Consider the following 25,251-nt stretch of genomic DNA (forward strand, 5'->3'; position numbering starts at 1 on the left):
GGCGGCACCGCTCAGCCGACGACGGTCCAGGTGTCCCCGCCGGCGAGCAGGGCGGCCAGGTCGCCCTTGCCGTTCTGCTCGATTGCGGCATCGAGCTGGTCGGCCATCGCCGTGTCGTAGACGGGCCGCTCCACGGACCGGAACACGCCGATCGGGGTGTGGTGCAGGGTGTCCGGGTCGGCGAGGCGGGAGAGCGCGAAGGCCGTGGTGGGGGAGGCGGCGTGCGCGTCGTGGACCAGGATGTCCGCCTCGTTCTCCGGGGTGACGGTGACGACCTTCAGGTCGCCGGTCTGCCTGTCCCGTACGACACCGCGCGCGCCTCCCCCACTCTCGGCTTCGCTCGAGCGGGAGGTGCCCCCGGCTCCGAACCGGATCGGCTGCCCGTGCTCCAGCCGGATCAGGGCCTCCTCGGCGCTCTGCTTGTCCTTGAGCGCGTCGAAGGCGCCGTCGTTGAAGATGTTGCAGTTCTGGTAGATCTCGATCAGCGCCGTGCCCGGGTGGGCGGCGGCCTGGCGCAGCACCTCGGTGAGGTGCTTGCGGTCGGAGTCGATCGTGCGGGCCACGAAGGACGCCTCCGCGCCGAGGGCCAGCGAGACCGGGTTGAACGGCGCGTCGAGGGAGCCCATCGGGGTCGACTTGGTGATCTTGCCGACCTCGGAGGTGGGGGAGTACTGGCCCTTGGTCAGGCCGTAGATCCGGTTGTTGAACAGCAGGATCTTCAGGTTCACGTTGCGGCGCAGCGCGTGGATGAGGTGGTTGCCGCCGATGGACAGCGCGTCACCGTCACCGGTGACCACCCACACGCTCAGATCGCGCCGCGAGGCCGCGAGACCGGTCGCGATCGCGGGCGCCCGGCCGTGGATGGAGTGCATGCCGTACGTGTTCATGTAGTACGGGAAGCGGGACGAGCAGCCGATCCCGGAGACGAAGACGATGTTCTCCCGCGCGAGGCCCAGCTCCGGCATGAAGCCCTGGACGGCGGCGAGGATCGCGTAGTCACCGCAGCCGGGGCACCAGCGCACTTCCTGATCGGACTTGAAGTCCTTCATGGACTGCCTGGCCACGGCCTTCGGGACGAGCGAAAGCGCCTCGATCGTGCCCGTGCCTTCCGTGGTCGTCTCAGCCATCGATGGCCTCCTTGAGCGCCGCGGCGAGCTGCTCCGCCTTGAACGGCATGCCGTTGACCTGGTTGTAGGAGTGGGCGTCGACCAGGTACTTCGCCCGGATCAGGGTGGCGAGCTGGCCGAGGTTCATCTCGGGGATCACCACCTTGTCGTAACGTCCCAGCACATCGCCCAGATTCCGCGGGAACGGGTTGACGTGCCGCAGATGGGCCTGCGCGATCGACTCCCCGGCCGCACGCAGCCGGCGTACGGCCGCGGTGATCGGCCCGTACGTCGAGCCCCAGCCGAGCACCAGGGTGCTCGCGCCGTGCGGGTCGTCCACCTCTACATCGGGTACCACGATCCCGTCGACCTTCGCCTGGCGGGTGCGGACCATGAAGTCGTGGTTGGCGGGGTCGTAGGAGATGTTGCCCGTGCCGTCCTGCTTCTCGATGCCGCCGATGCGGTGCTCCAGGCCGGGCGTGCCCGGGACCGCCCACGGGCGGGCGAGGGTCTGCGGGTCGCGCTTGTAGGGCCAGAACACCTCGGTGCCGTCGTCCAGGGTGTGGTTCGGGCCCTGGGCGAACTGCACGCTGAGGTCCGGCAGCTCGTCCAGTTCGGGGATGCGCCACGGCTCCGAGCCATTGGCCAGGTAGCCGTCGGAGAGCAGGAAGACCGGGGTGCGGTAGGTCAGCGCGATCCGGGCCGCCTCCAGGGCCGCGTCGAAGCAGTCGGCCGGGGTGCGCGGGGCGATCACCGGGACCGGGGCCTCGCCGTTGCGGCCGTACATCGCCTGCAGCAGGTCCGCCTGCTCGGTCTTGGTGGGCAGACCGGTGGACGGGCCGCCGCGCTGGATGTCGACGATCAGCAACGGCAGCTCCAGCGAGACCGCGAGGCCGATCGTCTCGCTCTTGAGCGCGATGCCCGGCCCGGAGGTGGTGGTCACGGCCAGCGACCCGCCGAAGGCGGCACCGAGGGCGGCGCCGATGCCGGCGATCTCGTCCTCGGCCTGGAAGGTGCGCACACCGAAGTTCTTGTGCTTGGACAACTCGTGCAGGATGTCCGAGGCCGGAGTGATCGGGTACGAGCCCAGGAACAGCGGCAGGTCGGCCTGGCGGGAGGCGGCGATCAGGCCGTACGCCAGCGCCAGGTTCCCGGAGATGTTGCGGTAGGTGCCCACCGGGAACGCCTTGACGGCCGGGGCCACCTCGTAGGAGACCGCGAAGTCCTCCGTCGTCTCCCCGAAGTTCCACCCCGCCCGGAAGGCGGCGATGTTCGCGGCGGCGATGTCCGGCTTCTTCGCGAACTTCGTCCTCAGGAACGTCTCGGTGCCCTCGGTGGGCCGGTGGTACATCCAGCTCAGCAGGCCGAGCGCGAACATGTTCTTGCTGCGCTCGGCCTCCTTGCGGGTGAGGTCGAAGTCCTTCAGCGCCTCGACGGTGAGGGTGGTCAGCGGCACCGGGTGGACGTTGTAGCCGTCGAGCGAGCCGTCCTCAAGGGGAGAGGCGGCGTAGCCGACCTTCTGCATCGCGCGCTTGGTGAACTCGTCGGTGTTGACGATGATCTCCGCGCCGCGCGGCAGGTCGCCCACGTTGGCCTTCAGGGCTGCCGGGTTCATCGCCACCAGCACGTTCGGGGCGTCGCCCGGGGTGAGGATGTCGTGGTCGGCGAAGTGCAGCTGGAACGACGACACACCCGGCAGCGTCCCGGCAGGGGCGCGGATCTCGGCGGGGAAGTTCGGCAGTGTGGACAGGTCGTTGCCGAAGGACGCCGTCTCCGAGGTGAAACGGTCGCCGGTGAGCTGCATACCGTCACCGGAGTCCCCCGCGAACCGGATGATCACCCGGTCCAGTCGGCGTACGTCCTTCGTGCCCGCCGGTTTGCGCTGTTCTCCTACGACGGTTCCGTCCGCCTGTCCCGCTGGACTGCTGACCTGGCTGGTCACTGAACTGGACCTCCCTCGAGGCGGCTGTCCGGGAGCGGCCGTCCCACCGGCCCTCCCAGGATCAACCCTACGTCGGTAAGGGTCGCCTTCCCTCGGCCGTTCGCATGATGGACACCATCGTGAGACGGTCCGGCGCCCCGACTTGTCATCATTTGTTCGCTCGCCCCCCGGGTGCTGCTCGTGAAAAAGGCTCCCTGCTCGTCCTTGGGCCGGACTGGACGCGGCACCGGAGCCCGGTGGTGTCCGGATCCGGGAACGCCGTCTGACACAGTCTCAGCTGTTCAGGAGTTGAGATAGGTGAGCACGGCCAGAACACGCCGGTGATCCCCGTCACTCGGGGACAGACCGAGCTTCAGGAAGATGTTGCTGACGTGCTTCTCGACGGCTCCGTCGCTCACGACGAGCTGCCGGGCGATCGCGGAGTTCGTCCGCCCCTCGGCCATCAGCCCGAGGACCTCCCGCTCCCGGGGCGTGAGCGCCGCCAGCACGTCCTGCTTACGGCTGCGCCCGAGCAGCTGTGCGACCACCTCGGGGTCCAGCGCGGTGCCCCCCTCGGCGACCCGCACGACGGCGTCCACGAACTCGCGCACCTCGGCGACCCGGTCCTTGAGCAGATAGCCGACGCCGCGACTGGAACCGGCCAGCAGTTCGGTGGCGTACCGCTCCTCCACGTACTGCGAGAGCACGAGGACACCGAGTCCGGGATACGCCCTGCGCAGCTGGACCGCGGCCCGGACGCCTTCGTCCGTGTGGGTCGGCGGCATCCGCACGTCGGCGACGACGACATCGGGCAACCCGCCCTGGTCCGCCAGCTCGGTGATCGTCTTGATCAGCGCCTCCGCGTCCCCGACACCGGCGACGACGTCGTGCCCACGGTCGGTCAGCAGCCGGGTCAGTCCCTCCCTGAGCAGCACAGAATCCTCGGCGATGACGACCCGCACCCTGTCCTCCACGATCCCCCGTCCCCCACAACCTGTCTCCGACCCGCACGACAGGCTCCAGCATTCCAGGATCGGGGCTTGCGCGGGGTGGCTGCCGGGGGAAAGAGGGGCGTGTCAGGAGGTGAGTCAGGCGGATGGGCGGGGGTGGGGGCGGGCGCCGGGGCTCGGCGGGCTCGGCTCTCGAGCGGTGCTTGGGGGGAGGCAACAGGGCGATGGGTGGTGGCCTGGGGGCGCGGTGCCGAGTCGGGGCAGTGGGGCCGGGGGCGGGGTTGGGGGTCGCAGCCGTGGGCAGGGCCTGGGGCATGCGGTTCCGTGTCAGGCAGCGGGGTCCGGGGCCGCGTTCCGGGCAGGGGTGCGGGGACGGAGTCCCCGGCGGAGTCCGGGGCGCGGCGCCGAGTAGGGGCAGTGGGGCCGGGGGCGGGTTGGGGGTCGCAGCCGTGGGCAGGGCCTGGGGCATGCGGTGCGGGGTCAGGCAGCGGGGTCTGGGGCCGCGTTCCGGGCAGGGGCCCTGGGGACGCAGTCCCTGGCAGGGGTCCGGGGACGCAGTCCCCGGCGGGGAGTTGGAGGCGCGGCGCCGAGTCGGGCAGTGGGGTCCGGGTGTGGGTTGGGTGCGCAGCCGCGGGCGGGGCCTTGGGACGCGGAACCAGGTCGGGCAGCGGGGGCCAGGGGACGCAGTCCCCGGCGGGGGAGTCCGGGGCGGAGCCCCCGGGGAGGGGACGGGTAAGGGCGGCGGTGCGGCACCGTCCGGTGCCGCACCGCCGGGGGCCCTACGCCCGCCAGGGCAACTCCGCGGTGATCCGCGTAGGCCCCCCGACCGGCGAATCCACCACCAGCACGCCGTCCACCGCATCGAGCCGCCCCGCCAGCCCTGCCAGCCCCGACCCGCCGGAGGCGTCGGCACCCCCGGCCCCGTCGTCGGACACCTGCAGCAGCAGCCGGTCCTCCGCCCGCCACACGTCCACCGTCGCCCGCGTCGCCCGCGCATGCTTGCTGACGTTCTGCAGCAGCTCCGACACCGTGAAGTAGGCGATCCCCTCGATCGCCGCCGCCGGCCGCGACGGCAGGTCCACCTCCACCTCCACCGGCACGGCGCACCGCGAGGCCACCGCCGACAGCGCGGCATCCAGGCCGCGGTCGGTGAGGACCGCCGGATGGATCCCACGGGCCAGGTCCCGCAACTCCTGCAGCGCCGTCTTCACCTCGCCGTGCGCGTCCTCCACCATCCGCGCCGCCGCCTGCGGATCCTCCGTGAGCTTCTCCTTCGCCAGCCCCAGATCCATGGCCAACGCCACCAGCCGTGCCTGCGCCCCGTCGTGCAGGTCCCGCTCGATGCGCCGCAGATCCGCCGCCGCCGTGTCCACCACCGCCCCGCGGTCCGACTCCAGCTCCACCACCCGGGTCGCCAACCGCGACGGCCCCAGCAGCCCGTGCACCAGCAGCCGGTCCACGGTCGTCAGCCCCCGGACGATCCAGGGCGTGGCCAGTGTGATCAGCAGCCCGATCAGCGCGGTCACCGTGATCTCGAACGGGCTGTCGAGGTACACGTGGTGCGTCTCGTCGCCGTACAGCTGGATCCCGGCCTGACCGACGTACATCGGGAACACCCAGAACCACAGCGGATACGTCAGCAGCGCCCACCCGCACGTCCAGAAACTCACCCCCACCGAGAACGAGAACACCGCCCACGGGAAATGCAGCACCGTGTACAGCATGTGACGCCACGACGTCCCGCTCTTGAGCATCGCCCCCATCCACGCCATCGCCCCGCGCCCGTTCGTCCGCAGCGGCTCCGGAGCGGCCACCTCCAGCCCCAGCAGCCCCCGCGCCCTGGCCCGCTCCAGCGCCCCGAACCCGCGGCACCCGGCGAGCGCCGCCGCGAGCACGGGGATGCCCAGGAACGTCACCAGCAGCCCGGCCCCGATCGAGAACATCGTGACGCCGTACGTGAACATCGCGATCCCGATCGGCAGGTTCAGCAGCAGGTAACAGAACTCGCCCCAACTGCGCGCCTCGATCGGCGCCCGCAGCGCCACCGGAAGCCGGTGCGGCCGCCCCCCGGCGCCCTGGGATCCAGGGCCGCCCCACTCTCCGTACCCCTGCCCGTACTGCGTGGCCATCGGCTCGTCCGTTCTGCTAGTCGTCCACCCCGGTTCGTGTCTCCACTCTGCTGTGCCCGCGCCCGCCCGGCCATGCAGCGCGTCGGCGTCTTCAACCGGGGGTTTTCCCCACCCCGGACACGCCTCGGGACGTCTCTCCGCTACCTCCGCCGCCGTCCCTCGTCCCCGCGGTCCCGCCACGGCAGCTCCGCCGTGATCGTCGTCGGACCGCCCACCGGCGAGTCGACGACGAACAGCCCGTCGACCGCGTCCAGCCGCTCCGCGAGCCCCGCCATGCCCGTGCCGCCGTCGAGGTGCGCGCCCCCGCGGCCGTCGTCCGACACCTGGATGAGCAGCCGTTCGTCCGCCCGCCAGACCTCCACGGAGGCGGACCTGGCCCGGCTGTGCTTGCTGATGTTCTGCAGAAGCTCGGAGACCGTGAAGTAGGCGATGCCCTCGATCGCCGCGGCCGGTCTCGCACCGAGGTCCACGGTGACCTTCACCGGCACCGTGCAGCGCGTGGCGACCGCCGACAGCGCGGCGTCGAGGCCGCGGTCGGTGAGGACCGCCGGATGGATGCCGCGGGCGAGGTCCCGCAGCTCCTGCAGCGCCAGCTTCACCTCGCCATGCGCCTCGTCGACCATCGCCGCCGCCGAGTCCGGGTCCTCGAGCAGCTTCTCCTTGGCGAGGCCGAGCCCCATCGCCAGGTTCACCAGGCGCGCCTGCGCTCCGTCGTGCAGATCGCGCTCGATGCGCCGCAGATCGGCCGCCGCCGTGTCCACCACCACCCCGCGGTCGGACTCCAGTTCGGCGATACGCCGCTCCAGCTCGTCGGAGGGGGACAGCAGACCGCGCACCATCGCCCGGTCCACATTGCTGAGCCCCCGCGCGAGCAACGGCAGAACCGGCCACAGTACGAACAGCGACATGAACGTCACCGTGAAGCTCAGGATCCCCCAGGGCAGCCGGACGAAGTCGTAGAGGAGAGTCCGCCAGCCCACCGGGTCCTTCAGGGTCATCGACAGCCACTGCACCATCCCGCCGCTCTTGCGCAGCGTCAGCGGAGTCGGCTCCTCCACCCGCACCCCGAGCAGCGCCCTGGCCCGCGCCCGCTCCAGCTTGCCCAGCTGCCGCGCGCCCAGCAGGCCGGCCGCGAGCAGCGGGACACCGATCACGGTCACCGTCAGCGCCCCTCCTGTGGACAGCACCGTGACCACGTAGGTGAACCCGATCAGCGACATCGGCAGGTTCGCCAGCAGATGCGCGATCTCCCGCCAGGTGTCCCCGTCGAGGGCCAGGCGCACGGGCGGCGGCTGCTCGCCGCCGAGCAGGCCCTGGCTCTTACTGCGTTCGTTCATGTCCCCCCGACCTCATTCGTTCATGGCCCCAGCCAGCCAGCCAGCCAGCCGGCCGGCCGGCCAGTCAGCCTGCCCCGCCCCGCGTCGCCGCACCATGGGGCCGACCGCCATGCCTGCCTCGGGGTGTCCCCACCCCCGTCGATCCGGCCGGCGCGAGAGGTGATCCGAGCCGTGCCAGGGGTACGTGATGCGAGCCGTACGGCGAGTGAGGCGCGTACCAGGGCATCTCGAGGTGCGACGGGCTGCTTACCCTCTCTTTAGCAGGGCCTAGACTCCCGTGCGTACAGATCGTCGAATCACAGCATTCACCAGGGTCACGAGGTCAGGGAGCGAGGGGCTGACGTGCCGCATCCGACCGCCGTCGCTGTCGTGGCGGCGGACTACTTCCAGTCCTACTCCGTCGTCGGGCTGCTCGCCGTCGTCGGCGTGCTCTTCGTCGCCGTCGCCTTCGGCGCGGGCCGGCTGCTGCGCCCCGTCGTGCCCACGCCTGAGAAGCTGCTGACGTACGAGTGCGGCGTCGACCCCGTCGGCGAGGGCTGGGCCCACACGCAGGTCCGCTACTACGTCTACGCGTTCCTGTACGTGATCTTCGCGGTGGACTCGATCTTCCTCTTCCCGTGGGCCACGGTCTTCGCCGATCCGCGGTACGGGGCGACCACCCTCGTGGAGATGTTCGTCTTCCTCGGCTTCCTGGCCGTGGGACTGCTCTATGCGTACAAGAAGGGGGTCCTGACATGGACGTGAACCCCTCGACGACCGAGGCCACCGAATCCACCGAGGCCACCGGCCCTGTGCTGCTTCCGGAGCCCAAGAGGCTGGGCGCACTGGCCCGCCTCGCTCCCGAGCCGATGAAGGTGATCCTGAACTGGGGACGCCGCTACTCGCTCTGGGTCTTCAACTTCGGCCTCGCCTGCTGCGCGATCGAGTTCATCGCCGCGTCCATGGCCCGCCACGACTTCATCCGCCTCGGAGTCATCCCGTTCGCGCCGGGCCCGCGCCAGGCCGACCTGATGGTGGTGTCCGGCACGGTCACGGACAAGATGGCCCCGGCCGTCAAACGCCTTTACGAGCAGATGCCCGAGCCGAAGTACGTCATCTCCTTCGGCGCGTGCTCGAACTGCGGCGGCCCGTACTGGGACTCCTACTCCGTCACCAAGGGCGTCGACCAGATCATCCCGGTGGACGTGTACGTCCCCGGCTGCCCCCCGCGTCCCGAGGCGCTGCTCCAGGGCATCCTCAAGCTCCAGGAGAAGATCGCGCGCGAGTCGCTGGGGGAGCGGTACGGCTCCTCGCGGCCGTCCACCGCGGCCCTGCAGAGCGGCCTGGTCCAGCCGCCGTCCTCGGCCCCCGGACCGGATCAGCGGGAGGGGCGATGACCGCCGTCGGCTGGCTGCCCGCGTCCGCCGAGGATCTCTTCGGCCCTGAGGCCACGGCCGAGGAGTCGTACGAGGTCCTGACCGTCGACGTGACCCCGACGGGCTGGACCGAGGCGCTCCGGGTCGCGCGCGACGAGCTGGGCTGCACGTACTTCGACTGGTTGAGCGCGGTCGACGAACCGGGCACGGGCCTGCGCGTCTCTGCCCACGTGGTGGCCCTTTCCCCGGTCCGCCGCCTCCTCGTCCGTACGACCGTTCCGCACGAGGCCCCGGTCCTGCCCTCCGCCGTGGACGTCTACGCGGGCGCCGCCTGGCACGAACGCGAGACCCACGAGATGTTCGGCATCACCTTCGAGGGCCACCCGGCGCTGGACCACCTGCTCCTGCCCGAGGGCTTCGAAGGCCACCCGCTGCGCAAGGACTTCGTGCTGGCGGCCCGGGTCGCCAAGGCATGGCCCGGTGCAAAGGAACCGGGCGAGTCCGACCATGGTGGCCCCAAGCGCCGCCAGATGCTGCCCCCGGGCGTCCCCGACCCGAACGAGTGGGGCCCCCTCAAGGGCCAGCTTCCCCGGCCCCCGCCCGCCCGGCCCGAGCCGCAGGCCGAGCGGCGGGCGAACGCCCCGTACGCCGCACCCGCACGGCAGCGGAGGGCTCCGCGAGCCAGGCACCCGCCGCAGGCGAGCCCACGGAGACGGCAGCGCCACCGCGGCGTGCCCGCAGCGTGTCGCAGGGTTCGGCCTCGCAGCGTGCCGCTGAGGACACGGCACCGACGGCTCCGGGCGCTCCACGGCGTGCCCGCAGCGCGTCGCAGGGCTCGGCCTCGCAGCGTGCCGCTGAGGACACGGCACCGACGGCTCCGGGCGCTCCACGGCGTGCCCGCAGCGCGTCGCAGGGCTCGGCCTCGCAACGGGCCGAGGGCGGTGCCGAGCCGACGGCTCCCTCCGCTGGGCCGCGCCGTGCGCGGAGTGCCTCCGAGGGTTCGGCTTCCCAGCGCGCCGAGGCCCCGGCAGCCGAGGGCACGCCCCGGAGGCCCGCCCCCGCCCCCGCAGCTCGGACGCCCCTGGCACCACGCCCGCCCGGCCTTCGACGAGCCGGAGCCCGCCGCCCCGGAGCATCCGGAGAAGCCCGCGACCGAACCGGAGAAGCCCGCGGCCGGACCGGCGAAGCCCGCGGCCGGACCGGCGAAGCCCGCGGCCGGACCGGCGAAGCCCGCGGCCGAACCCGCGAGCCCCGCGCCCCAAGCCGCGGAAGCCGACACCGCTCCCGCGGCGGAGCCCGGCGCGGGCGGCGGCGAAGCCCACGGTGGCGAAGCCCGTCCCGACGACACCCGGCCCGGCGGCGCGCAGCAGCCCCCGAAGTCCCCGAACAAGTCCCCGAACCCAGAAGACCCCCCAGGAGGCACGCAGTGAACGGCGCTCTCGACGTCGGCCTGCGACTCCTCGTCGTGTTCGTCGTCTTCCTCACCTTCCCCCTGATCGTCGGCCAGACCGAACACAAGGTCATGGCCCATATGCAAGGCCGCCTCGGCCCCATGTACGCGGGCGGCTTCCACGGCTGGGCCCAGCTCGTCGCCGACGGCGTGAAGTTCGCGCAGAAGGAGGACGTCGTCCCGGCGGGCGCGGACCGCCGTATCTTCCAGATGGCCCCCGCCGTGGCCCTGCTGCCGTACCTCCTCGTCCTCCTCGCCATCCCGATCGGCCCGAGCGAGGGCGCCGTCGGCCAGGTCGTCGACGCGGGCATCTTCTTCGTCCTCGCCGTCATGGGCGTCGGCGTCCTCGGCTCCCTCATGGCGGGGTGGGCCTCCGCCAACAAGTTCTCCCTCCTCGGCGGCCTCCGCACCGCCGCCCAGCTCCTCGCCTACGAACTCCCCATGCTGCTCGCCGCCGCCTCGGTGGCCATGGCGGCGGGCACCGTCTCGCTCCCCGGCATCCTCGACGCCTTCCACTGGTGGTGGCTGCCCTGGCAGATCGTCGGCGCGATCGTCTTCTTCGTCGCCGGCCTCGCCGAGCTGCAACGCCCGCCCTTCGACATGCCCGTCGCCGACTCGGAGATCATCTTCGGTGCGTACACCGAGTACACCGGCCTCCGTTTCGCCCTGTTCCTGCTCGCCGAGTACGCCGGGATCATCGTCCTGTGCGGACTGACCACCGTCCTCTTCCTGGGCGGCTGGCACGGCCCATGGGGCGCCGACGGCCTCGGCTGGGTCTGGACGCTGCTGAAGACCGCGATCCTCGCCTTCGTGGTCATCTGGCTGCGCGTCACCTACCCCCGGCTGCGCGAGGACCAGCTCCAGAAGCTCTCCTGGACCCTTCTCATCCCCCTGTCCCTCGCCCAGATCGCCCTCACCGGCATCGTCAAGGTGGTGATCTCCTAGTGTCCCGCCCGTCGCCCGACCACCGCCCCTCAGCGACGCCCTCCGGGCGGCCCCGCCTGTCGATCCCCGGCTCCGGTCTCGCCAAGGGCCTGGCGGTCACCCTCCGCACGATGACGAAGAAGTCCGTCACCGAGCAGTACCCCGACGCCCAGCCCGCGCTCCCGCCCCGCAGCCGCGGTGTCATCGGCCTGTTCGAGGAGAACTGCACGGTCTGCATGCTGTGCGCCCGCGAGTGCCCGGACTGGTGCATCTACATCGACTCCCACAAGGAGACGGTCCCGCCCACCGCCCCCGGCGGCCGTGAACGCAGCCGCAACGTCCTGGACCGCTTCGCCATCGACTTCTCCCTCTGCATGTACTGCGGTATCTGCATCGAGGTCTGCCCCTTCGACGCACTGTTCTGGTCCCCGGAGTTCGAGTACGCCGAGACCGACATCCGCGACCTCACCCACGAGCGCGACAAGCTCCGCGAGTGGATGTGGACCGTGCCGGCCCCGCCCGCCCTGGACCCGGGCGCCGAGGAGCCGAAGGAGATGGCGGCAGCCCGCAAGACCGCCGAGAAGCTGGCCGCCGCGCAGGCCGAGCCCGCAGAGCCCGCAGACCACGAAGAGCCCGCCGAGCCGCAGGGAGGAGAGTCGTGAACACCCCCTCCGCCGCGCTGACCACCGCCGCCGCGGCCTCGCACGGCTTCCTCTCCCCGACCGGCGTCGAGATCGCCTTCCTCCTCGTCGGTCTGGTCACCTTCGGCGCCGCCCTGGTCACCGTCACCACCCGGCAGCTGGTGCACGCCGCCCTGTGGCTCGTGGTCACCCTTGGCGGGCTCGCCGTCGAGTACCTCCTGCTCACCGCCGAGTTCATCGCCTGGGTGCAGGTCCTCATCTACGTCGGCTCCGTCGTCGTCCTCCTTCTGTTCGGTCTGATGCTCACCAAGGCCCCCATCGGCCGTTCCCCGGACGCCGACTCCGGCAACCGGTGGGCCGCCCTCACCGTGGCCGTCGCCGCCGCGGCCGCCCTGGTATGGGTGGTCGTCGACGCCTTCCGCACCACCTGGGTCGACCTCGGCGGCGCCGCCTCCGGCTCCACCAAGGTCACCGGCGCGAGCCTCTTCCAGAACTGGGTCCTCCCCTTCGAGGCCCTCTCCGTCCTCCTCCTCGCCGCACTGGTCGGCGCGATCGTCCTGTCCCGCAAGGCGAAGGCGGACGCGGCGGCCACCCCCGCGAACGCCCCGGCCACCCCGGACACCCGGAGCGAGAAGGAAGGCGTCCGCTGATGCACCTCGCCTATCCCGCCGTGCTCTCCGCCCTCCTGTTCTGCACGGGCCTGTACGGCGTCCTCGCCCGCCGCAACGCGATCCTCGTCCTGATGTCGGTCGAGCTGATGCTCAACGCCGTCAACCTCAACCTCGTCGCCTTCGACGTCTGGCTGAGCCGTGCCGCCCGCGAGACGCTGCACTCCGGACAGGCCCTGACCCTGTTCACCATCGCCATCGCCGCCGCCGAGATCGGCATCGGCCTCGCGATCGTCCTCGCCGTGTACCGCAACCGCGGCACCTCGGACATCGACCGGCTCCGCGACACCGCCGAGGGCCACGACGGCGAGACCCCTGCGGCTGAGAAGGCTGAGGCCACCGCGTGACCACGACCACCCTCGCCGTCCTCGTACCCCTCCTTCCGTTCCTCGGCGCGGCGGCAGGCCTGCTCCTCGGACGCACGGTCCCCGGATCGGTCCGCCCGCTCGCCGTCCTGCCGACCCTCGCCTCACTCGTCCTCGCCGTGCTGGTGGCCGCCCGCCAGGGCGGAGGCCGGGCCCTCGACGCCGCCACCGAGCTCACCCCCACCGGCTCGGTCCCGATCGAACTCGCCCTGCACATCGACGGCTTCGCCGCCCTCGTCGCCGTCCTGGTCGGCACCGTCGCCACCTGCGTGCAGCTCTACTCGACGGGCTACCTGCGCGACGACCCGCGCTACCCCTCCTACGCCGCTCTGGTCTCCCTGTTCACCTCCGCGATGTTCCTCGTCGTCTACTCGGGCGACCTGATCGTGCTGCTGGTCGGCTGGGAAGTCATGGGCATCTGCTCCTACTTCCTCGTCGGCCATTACTGGGAGACCCCGGAGGCCCGCGCCGCCTCCCTCAAGGCCTTCCTGGTCACCAAGCTCGGCGACGTTCCCTTCCTGATCGGGCTGTTCGCGCTCGCCACCGATGCCGGCTCCTTCCGCATCACCCACGTCCTCGGCGCCGTCGCGAGCGGCGGACTGCACCACCCGACCGTCGTCGCCCTGCTGCTCCTGGCCGGCGTGGCGGGCAAGTCGGCGCAGTTCCCGCTGCACACCTGGCTCCCCGACGCGATGGCGGGCCCGACGCCCGTCTCCGCGCTGATCCACGCCGCGACGATGGTCGCCGCCGGTGTCTACTTCATCGCCCGTCTCCTCCCGGTCTTCCAGGCCTCCTCGGCCGCCATGGTCGTCCTCGCCGTGATGGCCGCCGTCACCATGGCCGGCTCGGCGCTCGCCGCGCTCGCCCAGGACGACATCAAGCGCGTCCTCGCCTACTCGACGATCGGCCAGCTCGGCTACATGACCGGCGCCCTCGCCGTCGGCGACCGCGGTGCCGCCGTCTTCCACCTCCTGTCCCACGGCGCCTTCAAGGCGCTGCTGTTCCTCGCCGCCGGCGTGATCATCCACGCCGCCGGAACCAACTCGCTGGCCGCCATGTCCCGCATGAGTGACCTGCGCGACCGCATCCCCGACGCCTTCTGGACGATGACCGTGGCGCTTCTCGCGCTCGCCGCGATCCCCCCGTTCTCCGGCTTCTTCTCCAAGGAGTCCGTCCTGGGCGCCGCCGAGCGCGTCGCCATCGGCCACACCGAAAACGCCCCCGGCGCCGCGGGCTGGATCGTGCTCGTCACCGGCCTGGTCACGGCTCTGCTCACCGCCGCGTACGCCACCCGGCTGTGGCTGCTCGCCTTCCGCGGCCACGGAGCCAAGGCCCCCGACCACGGCAAGCAGCCGCTGGTCATGAACGCCGTGCTGTGGGTGCTCGCCGCCCCGTCGATCGCGTTCGGCCTCGCCTACCGTGTCCTGCCCGACTGGTTCGACGGACGCTCCCTGACGCCGACACTCACCACGTCCGTCCTCGGCACGGGCCTCGCCCTGGTCGGCGCACTCGTGACCTACGGCGCCTGGCGGCACACCACCGCACTCGCGGACCGCGTCCCGCTGGGTGCCGTCGCAGCCCACCCCGAGGCGGACGCCGGCCTGGTCGAGGCCGAGGCCATCGCAAGCCACGTGCCCGCGTACGGCGACATCGCCTACGCGCCCGACCCCGCCGACCCGGGGCGCCTCCTGCTCGGCCCGTTGCACCGCCACGCGGCCGAGGGCTTCCACCTGGACGCCGTGTACGACTGGCTCTTCGTCCGTCCCGTCAGGGCCGGGGCGAGCCTCGTGCAGTTCCTGGACCGGGAGGTCGTCGAGACCTACGTACGCGGCGCGGGCGCCGTGCCCCGCCTGCTCGGGGCCGCCGTGCGGCGCGCCCAGACCGGCAACGTGCAGACCTATGTGAGCGCGCTGCTCGCCGGCACCGTCGTCCTGGCGGTGGCCGCCCTCCTCGTCGCCACGGGAGCGTGAGCCGGCGTGATCGATATCAGCGAGTCCGTGATGCAGTTCCTTCTGGCATTCGTCGTCGTCGCGCCGCTCATCGGCGCGCTCGCCGCCCTCCTTCCCGCCCCGCCCGGACTGAAGGGGAAGTCGCCAGGGCAGGCCGTGCTGCGGCACGGCGTGACCGTCACCGGCGCGGTGCTCATCGCCGCGATCGCCCTCGCGCTCGGCTTCGACCACGACCACCCGTCGACGATGCAGGCCAGCACCGACATCAGCTGGATCCCCGCACTCGACGTGCGGATCCACCTCGGCATCGACGGCATCTCCCTCCCCCTTCTGGTGCTGACCGCGCTGCTGACCTTCCTCTGCGCGCTCTACTCGTACTTCAAGATGCCTTCGGGCCCGTCCCCCAAGGCCTTCGTCGCCCTGCTGCTCGTCCTCGAGTCCGGCACGCTCGCGACCTTCGCCGTCCTCGACCTGCTGCTGTTCTTCCTCGCGTTCGAGATGGTCCTCATCCCGATGTACTTCCTCATCGCCCGCTGGGGCGGCGAGGGCCGGACCCGGGCCGCGTGGCGGTTCATCCTCTTCACGCTGCTCGGCTCCGTCGTCATGCTGCTCGGCCTGCTCCTGATCGGACTCAAGGCGGGCACGTTCGACATGCTGGCACTCGCCACTGACAACGGCCGGTCGCTCACCACATCCGTGCAGGTCATCGCCGTTCTGGCGGTGGGGATCGGGCTCGCGGTCAAGGCACCGATGTGGCCGCTGCACAGCTGGCTGCCCGACGCCCACACCGCGGCGCCGACGGTCGGCTCGGTCCTGCTGGCCGGAGTCCTGCTGAAGATGGGCACGTACGGGTTCGTGCGGATCCTCCTTCCGGTGGCGCCCCAGGGCTTCCACACGTTCGCGCCGTACCTCGCCGCCTTCGCCGTCGTAGGGATCATCTACGGATCCCTCGCCTGCCTCGCCCTCGCCAAGCGAGGCGCGAAGGGCGACCTCAAGCGGCTCATCGCCTACTCCTCCGTCGGCCACATGGGCTTCGTACTGCTCGGCGTCGCGACGACCACCCCGACCGGCGTCAACGGCGCGCTGTTCGCCAACATCGCCCACGGCCTCATCACCGGCCTGCTGTTCTTCCTGGTCGGCGCGCTGAAGGACCGCACCGGCACCACCGACCTCGACACCCTGGCCCAGAAGACCGGCGCCGCCCTCTACGGCAGGGCCCCCCGTCTCGGCGGCCTGATCGCCTTCGGCGCCGTCGCCTCGCTGGGCCTGCCGGGCCTCGCCGGGTTCTGGGGCGAGATGCTCGCGATGTTCGGCGCGTTCAAGCCCGCCGCCGACCTCAGCCGCCCCGCCTTCCTCACGTTCATGGCGATCGCCGCGTTCGGCACGCTGCTCACGGCCGCGTACATGCTCATCGTGGTGCGGCGCGTGTGCATGGGAGCCGTACCCCAGGAGACTCCCGAGCTCGCCGACGTCCACACGTACGAGTTCGCGGCCTGGACGCCGCTCGTCGTCCTCACCGTCCTCGCCGGCCTGTGGCCCAGGGCACTCCTCGGCCTGACCGACCCGGCCGTGCAGCAGCTCCTCGCAGGAGGCACCCGATGAGCTCCCTCGTCCAGTCCGTCGACTGGCTGGCGATCGCACCACCCACCATCGCGGCGGCCGTCGGACTCCTCGTCCTCGTCGCCGACCTCTTCATCGACGAGCGGCACAAGGCCCTCCTCGGCTGGGCGTCCATCGCCGGACTGGCCGCCGCGATCCTCATGCTGCTGCCCCTCCTGGACGGCGACCGCGCCACCTTCTGCCTGACCGGCAGCCCGCAGGTGTGCAGTTACACGGCGGACCGTTTCACCCTCGTCATCCAGTTCCTCGTCCTCGGCGGCGCCCTCCTCGCCGCCCTGCTGTCGGTCACCGCGCTCAAGGACGCCAGGAAGGACATCCCCGAGGGGGAGTTCTGGTTCCTGCTGCTGTCCTCCGCCGCCGGTGCAGCCCTGCTGCCCGCCTCCCGCGACCTGGCCACCCTCGTCGTCGCCCTGGAGGTCGCCTCCCTGCCCGCGTTCGCCCTCGTGGGCATCCGGCACGGCGACAAGAAATCCTCCGAAGCCGCCCTGAAGTTCTTCCTGTCGTCCGTCACCGCGACCGCGGTCAGCCTCATGGGCATCAGCTTCGTGTACGCCTCCACCGGCACCCTGTACCTCACCCAGGTCGCCGACCGGATCCAGCACGTGAACGGACAACTCCACACGCTCACCCAGACAGGCGTCGTCCTCACCCTCGTCGGCTTCGCCTTCAAGACGGCCGCCGTCCCGTTCCACTTCTGGGTGCCCGACACCTATGTGGGCGCGCCCCTCCCGGTCGCCGCCTACCTGTCCGTCGTCGGCAAGGCGGTCGGTTTCTCCGGCCTGATCCTCGTCACCGTCGTCGCCCTCCCGTCCTACTCCGACGCCTGGGGCCCGGCACTGGCCGCACTGGCCGCCCTCACCATGACCGTCGGCAACGTCGGCGCCCTGCGGCAGCAGGCCACGCGCGCGTACAGCGCGGTACGCCTGCTCGCCTGGTCCTCCGTCGGCCAGGCCGGTTACCTCCTCGTACCGATCGCGGCGGCCGCCTACTCCAAGGACGCCCAGAAGGCGATCGGCTCCACCGTCGCGTACGCCCTCATGTACGCCGCGGTGAACCTCGGCGCCTTCGCCGTGGCCGCTCTCGTGGGCCGTACCAGGGCACTGAACCGCCTCACCGACTACCGCGGCCTCCACGCCTCGAACCCCCTCGCCGCGCTGCTCCTGGCGTTCTTCCTGCTGTGCCTGGCAGGCCTGCCGCCCGGCATCATCGGCCTCTTCGCGAAGGTCACCGTCTTCTCCGCGGCCGTCGACGCCGGGCTCGGCTGGCTGGCCGTGGTCATGGCGGTCAACGTGGTGATCGCGCTCTTCTACTACCTCCAGTGGACGGCCCTGCTCTTCCGCACCCCCGAGGGGGAGCCGGAGAAGCACCGCGTCCCGGCCCCGCTCACGGCCGCCCTCACCCTGACGGCCGTGCTGGGCGTCGCCCTGTCGGGAGCTCCCCAACTGGTGCTCCGCTTCTCGGCCACCGCGCTCTTCTGATGACCCCCCGCACGCACGCGCGCGTGCACCCGGCATCCGGCACACGCGCGTGCCGGATGCCGCCGCCTCACCCGGACGGCCCACGGGCCCCGGAGCCCGCACCCAGGGAACTCGCGCCGCCCGCCTGGCGTTGACCAGTGCGGGAAGGTCCACTGAGAAGTGGAGTCGACAAGCAGTTCGCAGACAAAGGGTTCCCCTGCCGCACCACTTGGAGGGCGTACCGTGCACCGCCGGCACAACGGGCTCAGGACCGCAGTACTCCTCGGGGGACTGTCCGCACTCATCATCGCCATCGGCAGCTTCTTCGGGCGTACGGGCCTGATCGTCGCGCTCCTCGTCGCCATCGGCACGAACGCGTACGCGTACTGGAACAGCGACAAACTGGCTCTACGCGCGATGCGCGCCCGCCCGGTGAGCGAGTTCGAGGCCCCCGCCCTGTACCGCATGGTCCGCGAGCTCTCCAACCAGGCCCGCCAGCCCATGCCCCGCCTCTACATCTCGCCGACGGAAGCGCCGAACGCCTTCGCGACCGGCCGCAACCCGCGCAACGCGGCCGTGTGCTGCACCGAGGGCATCCTCCGGCTCCTCGACGAGCGCGAGCTGCGGGGCGTCATCGGACACGAACTCAGCCACGTCTACAACCGCGACATCCTCATCTCGTCGGTCGCCGGCGCCCTCGCCTCGGTGATCATGTTCCTGGTGAACTTCGCCTGGCTGATCCCGGTCGGCCGCTCGGACGAAGACGACGGCCCGGGCCTGCTCGGCTTCCTGCTGATCATGCTCCTGGGCCCGCTCGCCGCATCCCTCATCCAGCTCGCCATCAGTCGCTCCCGGGAGTACGAGGCGGACGCGTCCGGCGCCCAGCTCACCGGCGACCCCCTGGCCCTCGCGAGCGCCCTGCGCAAGCTGGAGACGGGCACTCGGCAGCTGCCGCTGCCGTCCGAGCCGCGGATCGAGACGGCGAGCCACATGATGATCGCCAACCCTTTCCGTCCCGGCCAGGGGCTGTCCAAGATGTTCTCCACCCACCCGCCGATGGCGGAACGCATCGCCCGGCTCGAGCAGATGGCAGGTCGCCACCGGTGAAGACAGTCCTGAACGTCATCTGGCTCGTGCTGAGCGGCTTCTGGCTGTTCCTCGGCTACTTGTTCGCAGGCGTCCTGCTGTGCGTCACGATCATCGGCATTCCGTTCGGCATCGCTGCCTTTCGTATCGGTGTCTACGCCCTGTGGCCCTTCGGCTATACGACGGTCGAGCGCCGGGACGCGGGCGCGCCGTCCTGCATCGGCAACGTCCTGTGGCTCGTCCTGGCCGGCTGGTGGCTGGCCCTCGCCCACATCGTCACGGGCATCGCCCTGTGCGTCACCATCATCGGAATCCCGTTCGGCATCGCGAACTTCAAGCTGATCCCGGTCTCGCTGCTGCCGCTGGGCCGCGACATCGTGCCGACGGACCAGCCTTTCGCGACGCGCTGACGGGTGCGGCAGCGGGGACGGACTCCGTATCGCCCGTCTGCGGCGCGGGCCGGTGGCTGCCGTCCGGCCACCGCCCGCAGCTCGGCCCGGTGGCTACCGCCCGGACACCCACTGTCGTACGGCGTACGCCACCACGCCCAGGCCCAGCACACCCGCCCCCACGGCCATGGACACCCCGGGCAGCGCGAGTGCCAGCGTGACGCAGCCGAGGAGCCCGACCGCCGGTACGACGCGCGAAGCCGGCGCCGAACTCAGGGTCCAGGCGGAGGCGTTGGCGATCCCGTAGTAGGCCAGCACCCCGAAGGACGAGAACCCGATCGCGCCCCGCACGTCCACCGTCGCGGCGAGCGCGGCCACCACGGCACCGACGGCCAGCTCGGCCCGGTGCGGCACCTGGAACCGCGGGTGCACGGCGGCCAGGGCGCCCGGCAGGTGCCGGTCGCGGGCCATGGCCAGCGTGGTCCGGGAGACGCCCAGGATGAGCGCCAGCAGCGAGCCCAGCGCGGCCACCGCGGCGCCGACTCGCACCACCGGCACGAGACCGGGCACGCCCGCCGCCCGTACCGCGTCGGCCAACGGCGCCGCGGTACGCCCCAGCCCGTCGGCACCCAGCACGGACAGCACGGCGACGGCCACCGCCGCGTACACCACCAGCGCGATGCCCAGCGCCAGCGGGATCGCGCGCGGGATGGTGCGCGCCGGGTCCCGCACCTCCTCGCCGAGGGTGGCGATCCGCGCGTACCCCGCGAACGCGAAGAACAGCAGCCCCGCCGCCTGCAGCACCCCGCCGGCCCCGCCGAAGCCGCCCGCGTCCAGCCGTGAGGCGTCGGCCGCACCGGACCCGAGACAGACGACGACAACGGATGCGAGGACGGCCAGCACCACCGCCACGATCAGCCGCGTCAGCAGCGCCGACTTCTGCATGCCGCCGTAGTTCACGGCGGTCAGTGCCACCACGGCAGCGACCGCGACCGCGTGCGCCTGCCCCGGCCAGACGTACGCGCCCACGGTCAGGGCCATCGCCGCGCAGGAAGCCGTCTTGCCGACGACGAACGACCAGCCCGCCAGATAGCCCCAGAACGCCCCGAGCCGCTCGCGCCCGTACACGTACGTGCCGCCCGAGGCGGGATACAGGGCGGCCAGCCGTGCCGAGGAGGTCGCGTTGCAGTAGGCGACAACGGCGGCGACCGCCAGCCCCACCAGCAGCCCCGACCCGGCGGCACGCGCCGCGGGGGCCAGGGCCGCGAAGATCCCCGCCCCGACCATCGATCCGAGCCCGATGACGACTGCGTCCCCGACCCCGAGGGTCCGTCGCAGCCCCACGCCACCGGACGTCTGTGCCCCGGACTGTGTCATGGACCGAACCCTACTGAGCTGTGCAACCGGCGGCCGCCGCGGAGGCGTCCTCCCCGACAACGACGCGCCACGAACTAGAGAACGAGCGCGTGACCAGCAGAATCACACGACGTCGACGCATGACACAGCCTGGCCGGAGCAGGAACACAGCACAGGCACAGCGCGGAGAGGCAGGTTCACGGCATGGGCATTGTCAGCTGGATCATCCTGGGGCTGTTGGCAGGCGCCATCGCCAAGTTCCTGCTGCCGGGCAAGGACCCCGGCGGCTTCATCGGTACGACCCTCATCGGCATCGCGGGCGCCTTCATCGGCGGCTGGATCTCCGCCCGCTGGCTGCACCACCCGATCACCAAGCACTTCTACGACGGCGCCACCTGGGCGGCCGCGATCGGCGGCTCGCTCGTGTTGCTGATCATCTACCGCGTCCTGTTCGGCGACTCCCGCCGCTGAACGCGCCCCCGAAGCCGCAGCCAGCAGCACAGAAGGGTGGGCACCTCGCGCTCCGGGTGCCCACCCTGTGTCGTGGAAGGGGTCCTACCGGTAGTTCACGAACTGCAGGGCGAAGTCGAAGTCCTTGCCCTTGAGCAGCGCGATCACGGCCTGGAGGTCGTCCCGGCTCTTGGAGGTGACGCGCAGTTCGTCGCCCTGCACCTGGGCCTTGACGCCCTTGGGACCCTCATCGCGGATGATCTTCGCCACCTTCTTCGCGTTCTCCTGGGTGATGCCCTCCTGGATCGACGCGAAGATCTTGTACTCCTTGCCGGAGAGCTGCGGCTCACCGGCGTCCAGCGACTTCAGCGAGATGCCGCGTTTGACCAGCTTGGTCTCGAAGACGTCGAGGACCGCCTTCACCCGGTCCTCGGAGTTGGCCTGCATCAGGATCTTGTCGCCGGACCAGGCGATCGAGGCGCCGACGTTCTTGAAGTCGTAGCGCTGGGAGATCTCCTTGGCGGCCTGGTTGAGGGCGTTGTCGACCTCCTGCCGCTCGACCTTCGAGACGATGTCGAAACTGGAGTCGGCCATGTCCTGTGGCTCCTTGTATCGGGATGGAACGGGCTGCGTATCGGCGTGCGGGAGCGCGGCCGCCAGGCCCGGCGTCGACCGGGCCGCATCCGCATAAGCCTAGCCACCCCCTCCCCTCGTGGTCGCCGATCTATCGGGTGGCGAAGCACCCCTCCGTATCAGGTATCGTTTACGTCGTTGCCAGGGAGCACCGCCGAAAAGCGGTCTCCAGGGCGGCAAATCCCCGGCGGTGTGCCCGAGCGGCCAAAGGGAGCAGACTGTAAATCTGTCGGCTATGCCTACCCAGGTTCGAATCCTGGCGCCGCCACGCTAGTGGGAATCGGCCCCTGACCAGCAAGTTTGGTCGGGGGTCGATCTTGTTTGGGTCTACAGCCCGTCACTGTGATCCCCCGTGGCTCCCCGCTCGTTCTGGCACGCTTGTGGCACGCGCCGTGACCTTGATCACGCGGCTTGCTGAGGGAGCGGGGGGAGTCAGGCTGAAGGTTCCTACAGCGTTGATCGGTGCTCGGGTTGAGCGCACAGCGTTTGATCAGCAGGTTCGGCTGAGTCTCTGTGCCCTGGATCCGGACGAGGGGTACCGGCTGGATGCCGAGCTGGTATTGGAGACGCCGTTTCTCTTCCGGGACGCTGCTGGTGAGTGGCATGAGCTGGACCCCGGCACAGGTGTGAGCCTCGCCCCCGTTCTAGGGCTGTTCGGGCAGTCAGTGGTTACGGTCGATGTCCGCGACCGCGGTGTGTTGGTCATCGACTTCGAAGGCGGTGCAGGGCTCTGGGTGGGCCCTGACCCGGAGTTCGAGTCCTGGCACCTGACCGGGCACGGAATCGACCCCGTCATGGTCGGTCCTGGTGGCGAGGAAAGCTGGGAGCGCTGATCACCACGGAGCGAGGGTCACCCACGCGCGTTTGTAAGGCAATCGCCGGAAAGCGAAGGGCGCTTCCTCACGCGCCGCCCAAGCCGGGGCTCCGGGTGCACGCATACCGTCAGTGTGCCCCAGGGAACTGACAAAGCGCCCGTGGGGGATGCGCGCCCGCATGCGCCCGGCCGGAGGGGTACCTAGGCTAGGAATCCGTACCTCCCAACGACATCGTTCGGAGGCAAGGAGGTCCCGATGGCGAAGCAACAGTCGGCGGCGACCGGGGTGAAGCACTGAGCGCCGGTGCGCGTGTGCGACCGACTGCTTGCCGGACGGTTCTCGGCGCCTAAGCAGGCCGTGAGGTACCGAGGGCGTCTGCGGTCGTTCAGGTGCCGCCCATTGCTGCGGAAGAAGGCGTTTTCCCAGGTGCTGCGCTTCGAGTAGGAGACGCGCGCGGGCGGCTTCGAGTAGGAGACGGGCGTGGCCAAGCCTTTTGACCCATACGATCTGCTGCCATCGGTGCCGTCGTTCGAGCTGAGCAGTGCCGACATCGCTGACGGGATGGTGCTGGACGTGGCACAGACCAGTGCCATCTTCGGGGGCCCGGGCCAGGACAGCTCCCCGCACCTGGCCTGGAACGGCCACCCTGCCGAGACGCTGAGCTTCGCGGTCACCTGCTTCGACCCGGACGCGTTGACGGTCAGCGGCTTCTGGCACTGGGCGGTCTACGACATCCCCGCGTCGGTGAACGAACTGCTTGCCGGTGCGGGTGACGCCGACGGAAAGAGGCTGCCTGCCGGGGCCAGAATGCTCGCCAACGACGCCGGTCGGCGGGGGTTCCTCGGCGCGGCACCCCCGCCTGGGGAGGCTGCTCACCGTTACATGTTCGTCGTTCATGCGCTGGACACGCCCCGTCTCGACATCACCACGGAGGCGACCCCCGCATGGCTCGGATTCCGGCTCGTGGCCCACGGCCTGGCACGAGCCAGGCTCACGCCGGTGTTCGGGATGCCGGCCTGATGCGGAGCAAGGCTGCGAGCGAGAAATAAAGAAGCCGAGTCCCCGGCGAGTCAGGTGGGACGAGGAGGCGAAGATCGATGGCGAAAGTACTCTTCATCGTCAGTGGGGCTACCTACTGGGTGCTCAAGGACGGCACCAGGTATGCGACCGGCTACTGGGCCGAGGAGTTCGCGATGCCGTACAAGGCGGTCACGGACGCCGGCCATGAGGTCGTGGTCGCGACGCCGGGCGGTGTGACCCCGAACGTCGACATGATGAGCCTGCGTCCCTCCATGGCCGGAGGCGAGGAGGGGGCTCTGGAGCTGGAGGAGATCATCCGTTCCGCGGAAGCGATGCGTCGGCCGCTCAAGCTGTCGGACGTCCGCCTGGAGGACTACGACGCGGTGTACCTGCCCGGCGGCCACGGCCCGATGTCGGACCTGGCCTACGACGCCGACGTCGGCCGGCTGCTGACGGCCCAGCTCGCCTCCGGTAAGCCGTTGGCGATCGTGTGCCACGCTCCCGCCTCGCTCCTGGCCACCAGGATTCACGGCGAATCGCCCTTCAAGGGCTACCGGGTGACGGGCTTCACCAACGAAGAGGAGGAAGCCGTGGGCCTTGCATCCAGGGCAACCTGGCTGCTCGAGGACGAGCTGAAGGACAAGGTGGGCGTCGAATACAGCCGCGGTCCCATGTGGGAGCCCTACATGGTCGAGGACCGCAACCTCATCACCGGGCAGAACCCTCACTCGGCGGCGGTTCTGGCGGATCGCCTGCTGCAAATCCTCAAGTGAGGACACCCGAAGTCCTTGGCGTAGCCGGAGTGGTGCGGCCGAGAACCGCCTGCGCTCGATTCGGCGCTTCGCTCCAACCTGTTCATCGGGTGTGCGCCCGGCAAGTTCGCCAGGCTCCGATTCCCCCAGGTAGCCCCCGACAATGCTGAGTCATGGGAACCCGCAGGTCAGAGAGGGTGGACAGGGCCCACTGTAAAACTGTCGGCTATGCCTACCCAGGTTCGAATCCTGGCGCCGCCACGAATCCTGGCGCCGCCACGCTGATGGGAATCGGCCCCTGACCAGTACGTCTGGTCGGGGGCCGATCTTGTTGCAAGCCGCTGACCCTGCCCGGGCCTTCCCCGTGGTTCCTCGCCCCTCCGGCACGCGTGTGGTACGCCGCTTCGTGACCTTGATCACCCTCGACGCCTCACCATCCACCCGCGTCGCGTTCGGTGCGGCGACCGACCCGGCGCCGGGACTCACCATGCCCGAGCAGCTCTCGTCGGCCGCATTCCACCTTGCTCCGGCGCTCGTTAGCGGCCCATCGAGGGCGCAATCGCGGCTCGCTCGAACGGATCATGTCAGGGCGTGTCAGGGCGTCGGCGCCGGGAGAACGTGGTCGGCTGGGCGCCGGTGTCCCACGTCGACAACCTGCGCCAGGCGGTCGAGGCCGCTCGTGGAGCGCGCCCGCGGGGACACCTCCTTGTGGAAGGAGCAGCCGCATTGGTGTCCTGGCAGAGCGTTCGAGCGAAGGGTCCGGTCCTCGCTTTGCGGCGATTGTGCCGGGGACGGCCGCTCAAGGGGATCAACCGTGCGACCCGCACGGCCGTATCTCGCGACGGGGGGCGGTTCCTCTTGTCCGTCTGCTTGATCAC

Annotated in this window: 23 protein-coding genes and 1 tRNA gene; 17 read left to right on the forward strand and 7 right to left on the reverse strand. The window is 70.8% G+C overall.

Going from position 1 to position 25,251, the window contains the following annotated elements; all coding sequences use genetic code 11:
* Positions 1-11: 11 nt before the first annotated feature.
* The 5 genes from N8I84_RS23560 to N8I84_RS23580 form a co-directional block, all read right to left on the reverse strand.
* Positions 12-1,127 carry a 2-oxoacid:ferredoxin oxidoreductase subunit beta gene (locus N8I84_RS23560; protein WP_263231373.1) on the reverse strand — a complete coding sequence of 372 codons (1,116 nt, stop codon included), beginning with the start codon at positions 1,125-1,127 and terminating at the stop codon, positions 12-14.
* Complete coding sequence (locus N8I84_RS23565; protein ID WP_263231375.1) at positions 1,120-3,048, reverse strand: 2-oxoacid:acceptor oxidoreductase subunit alpha; 1,929 nt, start codon at positions 3,046-3,048, stop codon at positions 1,120-1,122. Before N8I84_RS23565 ends, N8I84_RS23560 begins: the two co-directional genes overlap by 8 nt.
* A gap of 281 nt (positions 3,049-3,329) precedes the next feature.
* Complete coding sequence (locus N8I84_RS23570) at positions 3,330-3,989, reverse strand: response regulator transcription factor (protein WP_313884346.1); 660 nt, start codon at positions 3,987-3,989, stop codon at positions 3,330-3,332.
* Between the two features lie 767 nt (positions 3,990-4,756).
* Positions 4,757-6,106 (reverse strand): sensor histidine kinase, encoded by a 1,350-nt coding sequence (locus N8I84_RS23575; protein WP_263231377.1) that lies wholly within the window; start codon positions 6,104-6,106, stop codon positions 4,757-4,759.
* Between the two features lie 140 nt (positions 6,107-6,246).
* A complete protein-coding gene (locus N8I84_RS23580) occupies positions 6,247-7,443 on the reverse strand; it encodes a sensor histidine kinase (RefSeq protein ID WP_263231378.1) in 1,197 nt (398 codons plus the stop codon).
* Positions 7,444-7,785: 342 nt separating this feature from the next.
* Here N8I84_RS23580 and N8I84_RS23585 point away from each other — a divergent pair, with 342 nt between their 5' ends.
* The 12 genes from N8I84_RS23585 (at position 7,786) to N8I84_RS23640 (ending at position 19,368) form a co-directional block, all read left to right on the forward strand.
* Complete coding sequence (locus N8I84_RS23585) at positions 7,786-8,187, forward strand: NADH-quinone oxidoreductase subunit A (protein ID WP_103841246.1); 402 nt, start codon at positions 7,786-7,788, stop codon at positions 8,185-8,187.
* The gene (locus tag N8I84_RS23590) at positions 8,178-8,819 is read left to right on the forward strand and encodes an NADH-quinone oxidoreductase subunit B (protein WP_263231379.1); all 642 of its coding nucleotides are present in this window, start codon (positions 8,178-8,180) and stop codon (positions 8,817-8,819) included. The genes N8I84_RS23585 and N8I84_RS23590 overlap by 10 nt, the downstream gene beginning before the upstream one ends.
* Positions 8,816-10,228 (forward strand): NADH-quinone oxidoreductase subunit C, encoded by a 1,413-nt coding sequence (locus tag N8I84_RS23595; protein ID WP_390898938.1) that lies wholly within the window; start codon positions 8,816-8,818, stop codon positions 10,226-10,228. Before N8I84_RS23590 ends, N8I84_RS23595 begins: the two co-directional genes overlap by 4 nt.
* Positions 10,225-11,193 (forward strand): complex I subunit 1/NuoH family protein, encoded by a 969-nt coding sequence (locus N8I84_RS23600; RefSeq protein WP_263231380.1) that lies wholly within the window; start codon positions 10,225-10,227, stop codon positions 11,191-11,193. The genes N8I84_RS23595 and N8I84_RS23600 overlap by 4 nt, the downstream gene beginning before the upstream one ends.
* A 110-nt stretch (positions 11,194-11,303) precedes the next feature.
* Positions 11,304-11,834: a 4Fe-4S binding protein gene (locus tag N8I84_RS23605; RefSeq protein ID WP_263234869.1), complete on the forward strand. Its 531-nt coding sequence runs from the start codon at positions 11,304-11,306 to the stop codon at positions 11,832-11,834.
* On the forward strand, positions 11,831-12,463 hold the full coding sequence (locus tag N8I84_RS23610; protein WP_263231381.1) for an NADH-quinone oxidoreductase subunit J family protein: 633 nt from the start codon (positions 11,831-11,833) through the stop codon (positions 12,461-12,463). The genes N8I84_RS23605 and N8I84_RS23610 overlap by 4 nt, the downstream gene beginning before the upstream one ends.
* On the forward strand, positions 12,463-12,828 hold the full coding sequence (gene nuoK, locus N8I84_RS23615; RefSeq protein WP_103841236.1) for an NADH-quinone oxidoreductase subunit NuoK: 366 nt from the start codon (positions 12,463-12,465) through the stop codon (positions 12,826-12,828). Before N8I84_RS23610 ends, nuoK begins: the two co-directional genes overlap by 1 nt.
* Positions 12,825-14,816, forward strand: coding sequence for an NADH-quinone oxidoreductase subunit 5 family protein (locus tag N8I84_RS23620; protein WP_263231383.1), 1,992 nt, complete (start codon positions 12,825-12,827; stop codon positions 14,814-14,816). The genes nuoK and N8I84_RS23620 overlap by 4 nt, the downstream gene beginning before the upstream one ends.
* 6 nt (positions 14,817-14,822) lie before the next feature.
* A complete protein-coding gene (locus N8I84_RS23625) occupies positions 14,823-16,397 on the forward strand; it encodes an NADH-quinone oxidoreductase subunit M (protein WP_263231384.1) in 1,575 nt (524 codons plus the stop codon).
* Positions 16,394-17,893, forward strand: a complete 1,500-nt coding sequence (locus tag N8I84_RS23630; protein ID WP_263231385.1) for an NADH-quinone oxidoreductase subunit N — start codon at positions 16,394-16,396, stop codon at positions 17,891-17,893. Before N8I84_RS23625 ends, N8I84_RS23630 begins: the two co-directional genes overlap by 4 nt.
* A gap of 222 nt (positions 17,894-18,115) precedes the next feature.
* Positions 18,116-18,979 (forward strand): zinc metalloprotease HtpX, encoded by an 864-nt coding sequence (htpX, locus tag N8I84_RS23635; RefSeq protein ID WP_263231386.1) that lies wholly within the window; start codon positions 18,116-18,118, stop codon positions 18,977-18,979.
* Entirely contained in the window at positions 18,976-19,368 is a 393-nt protein-coding gene (locus N8I84_RS23640) for a YccF domain-containing protein (protein WP_263231387.1), read from the forward strand. The genes htpX and N8I84_RS23640 overlap by 4 nt, the downstream gene beginning before the upstream one ends.
* A 93-nt stretch (positions 19,369-19,461) precedes the next feature.
* Here N8I84_RS23640 and N8I84_RS23645 read toward each other — a convergent pair whose 3' ends face one another.
* Positions 19,462-20,724, reverse strand: coding sequence for an APC family permease (locus N8I84_RS23645; protein ID WP_263231389.1), 1,263 nt, complete (start codon positions 20,722-20,724; stop codon positions 19,462-19,464).
* Between the two features lie 183 nt (positions 20,725-20,907).
* Here N8I84_RS23645 and N8I84_RS23650 point away from each other — a divergent pair, with 183 nt between their 5' ends.
* Positions 20,908-21,174 carry a GlsB/YeaQ/YmgE family stress response membrane protein gene (locus N8I84_RS23650; protein WP_200418794.1) on the forward strand — a complete coding sequence of 89 codons (267 nt, stop codon included), beginning with the start codon at positions 20,908-20,910 and terminating at the stop codon, positions 21,172-21,174.
* 84 nt (positions 21,175-21,258) lie between these two features.
* Here the strand turns inward: N8I84_RS23650 and N8I84_RS23655 are convergent, their stop codons facing one another.
* A complete protein-coding gene (locus N8I84_RS23655; protein ID WP_200418795.1) occupies positions 21,259-21,747 on the reverse strand; it encodes a YajQ family cyclic di-GMP-binding protein in 489 nt (162 codons plus the stop codon).
* A 225-nt stretch (positions 21,748-21,972) separates the two neighbouring features.
* On the opposite strand from N8I84_RS23655, the gene N8I84_RS23660 reads away from it, so the two are divergent.
* The 4 genes from N8I84_RS23660 to N8I84_RS23675 all read left to right on the forward strand — a co-directional run bounded on the left by N8I84_RS23660 (position 21,973) and on the right by N8I84_RS23675 (position 24,394).
* Positions 21,973-22,054: transfer RNA gene (locus N8I84_RS23660), tRNA-Tyr, on the forward strand.
* A 124-nt stretch (positions 22,055-22,178) separates the two neighbouring features.
* Entirely contained in the window at positions 22,179-22,619 is a 441-nt protein-coding gene (locus N8I84_RS23665) for a DUF6188 family protein (RefSeq protein ID WP_263231390.1), read from the forward strand.
* 462 nt (positions 22,620-23,081) lie between these two features.
* Positions 23,082-23,621 (forward strand): YbhB/YbcL family Raf kinase inhibitor-like protein, encoded by a 540-nt coding sequence (locus N8I84_RS23670; protein ID WP_263231391.1) that lies wholly within the window; start codon positions 23,082-23,084, stop codon positions 23,619-23,621.
* A 77-nt stretch (positions 23,622-23,698) separates the two neighbouring features.
* A complete protein-coding gene (locus N8I84_RS23675; RefSeq protein ID WP_263231392.1) occupies positions 23,699-24,394 on the forward strand; it encodes a type 1 glutamine amidotransferase domain-containing protein in 696 nt (231 codons plus the stop codon).
* Positions 24,395-25,251: the final 857 nt, after the last annotated feature.

Origin of the sequence: Streptomyces cynarae (assembly GCF_025642135.1) — a bacterium.
Lineage (GTDB): Bacteria > Actinomycetota > Actinomycetes > Streptomycetales > Streptomycetaceae > Streptomyces > Streptomyces cynarae.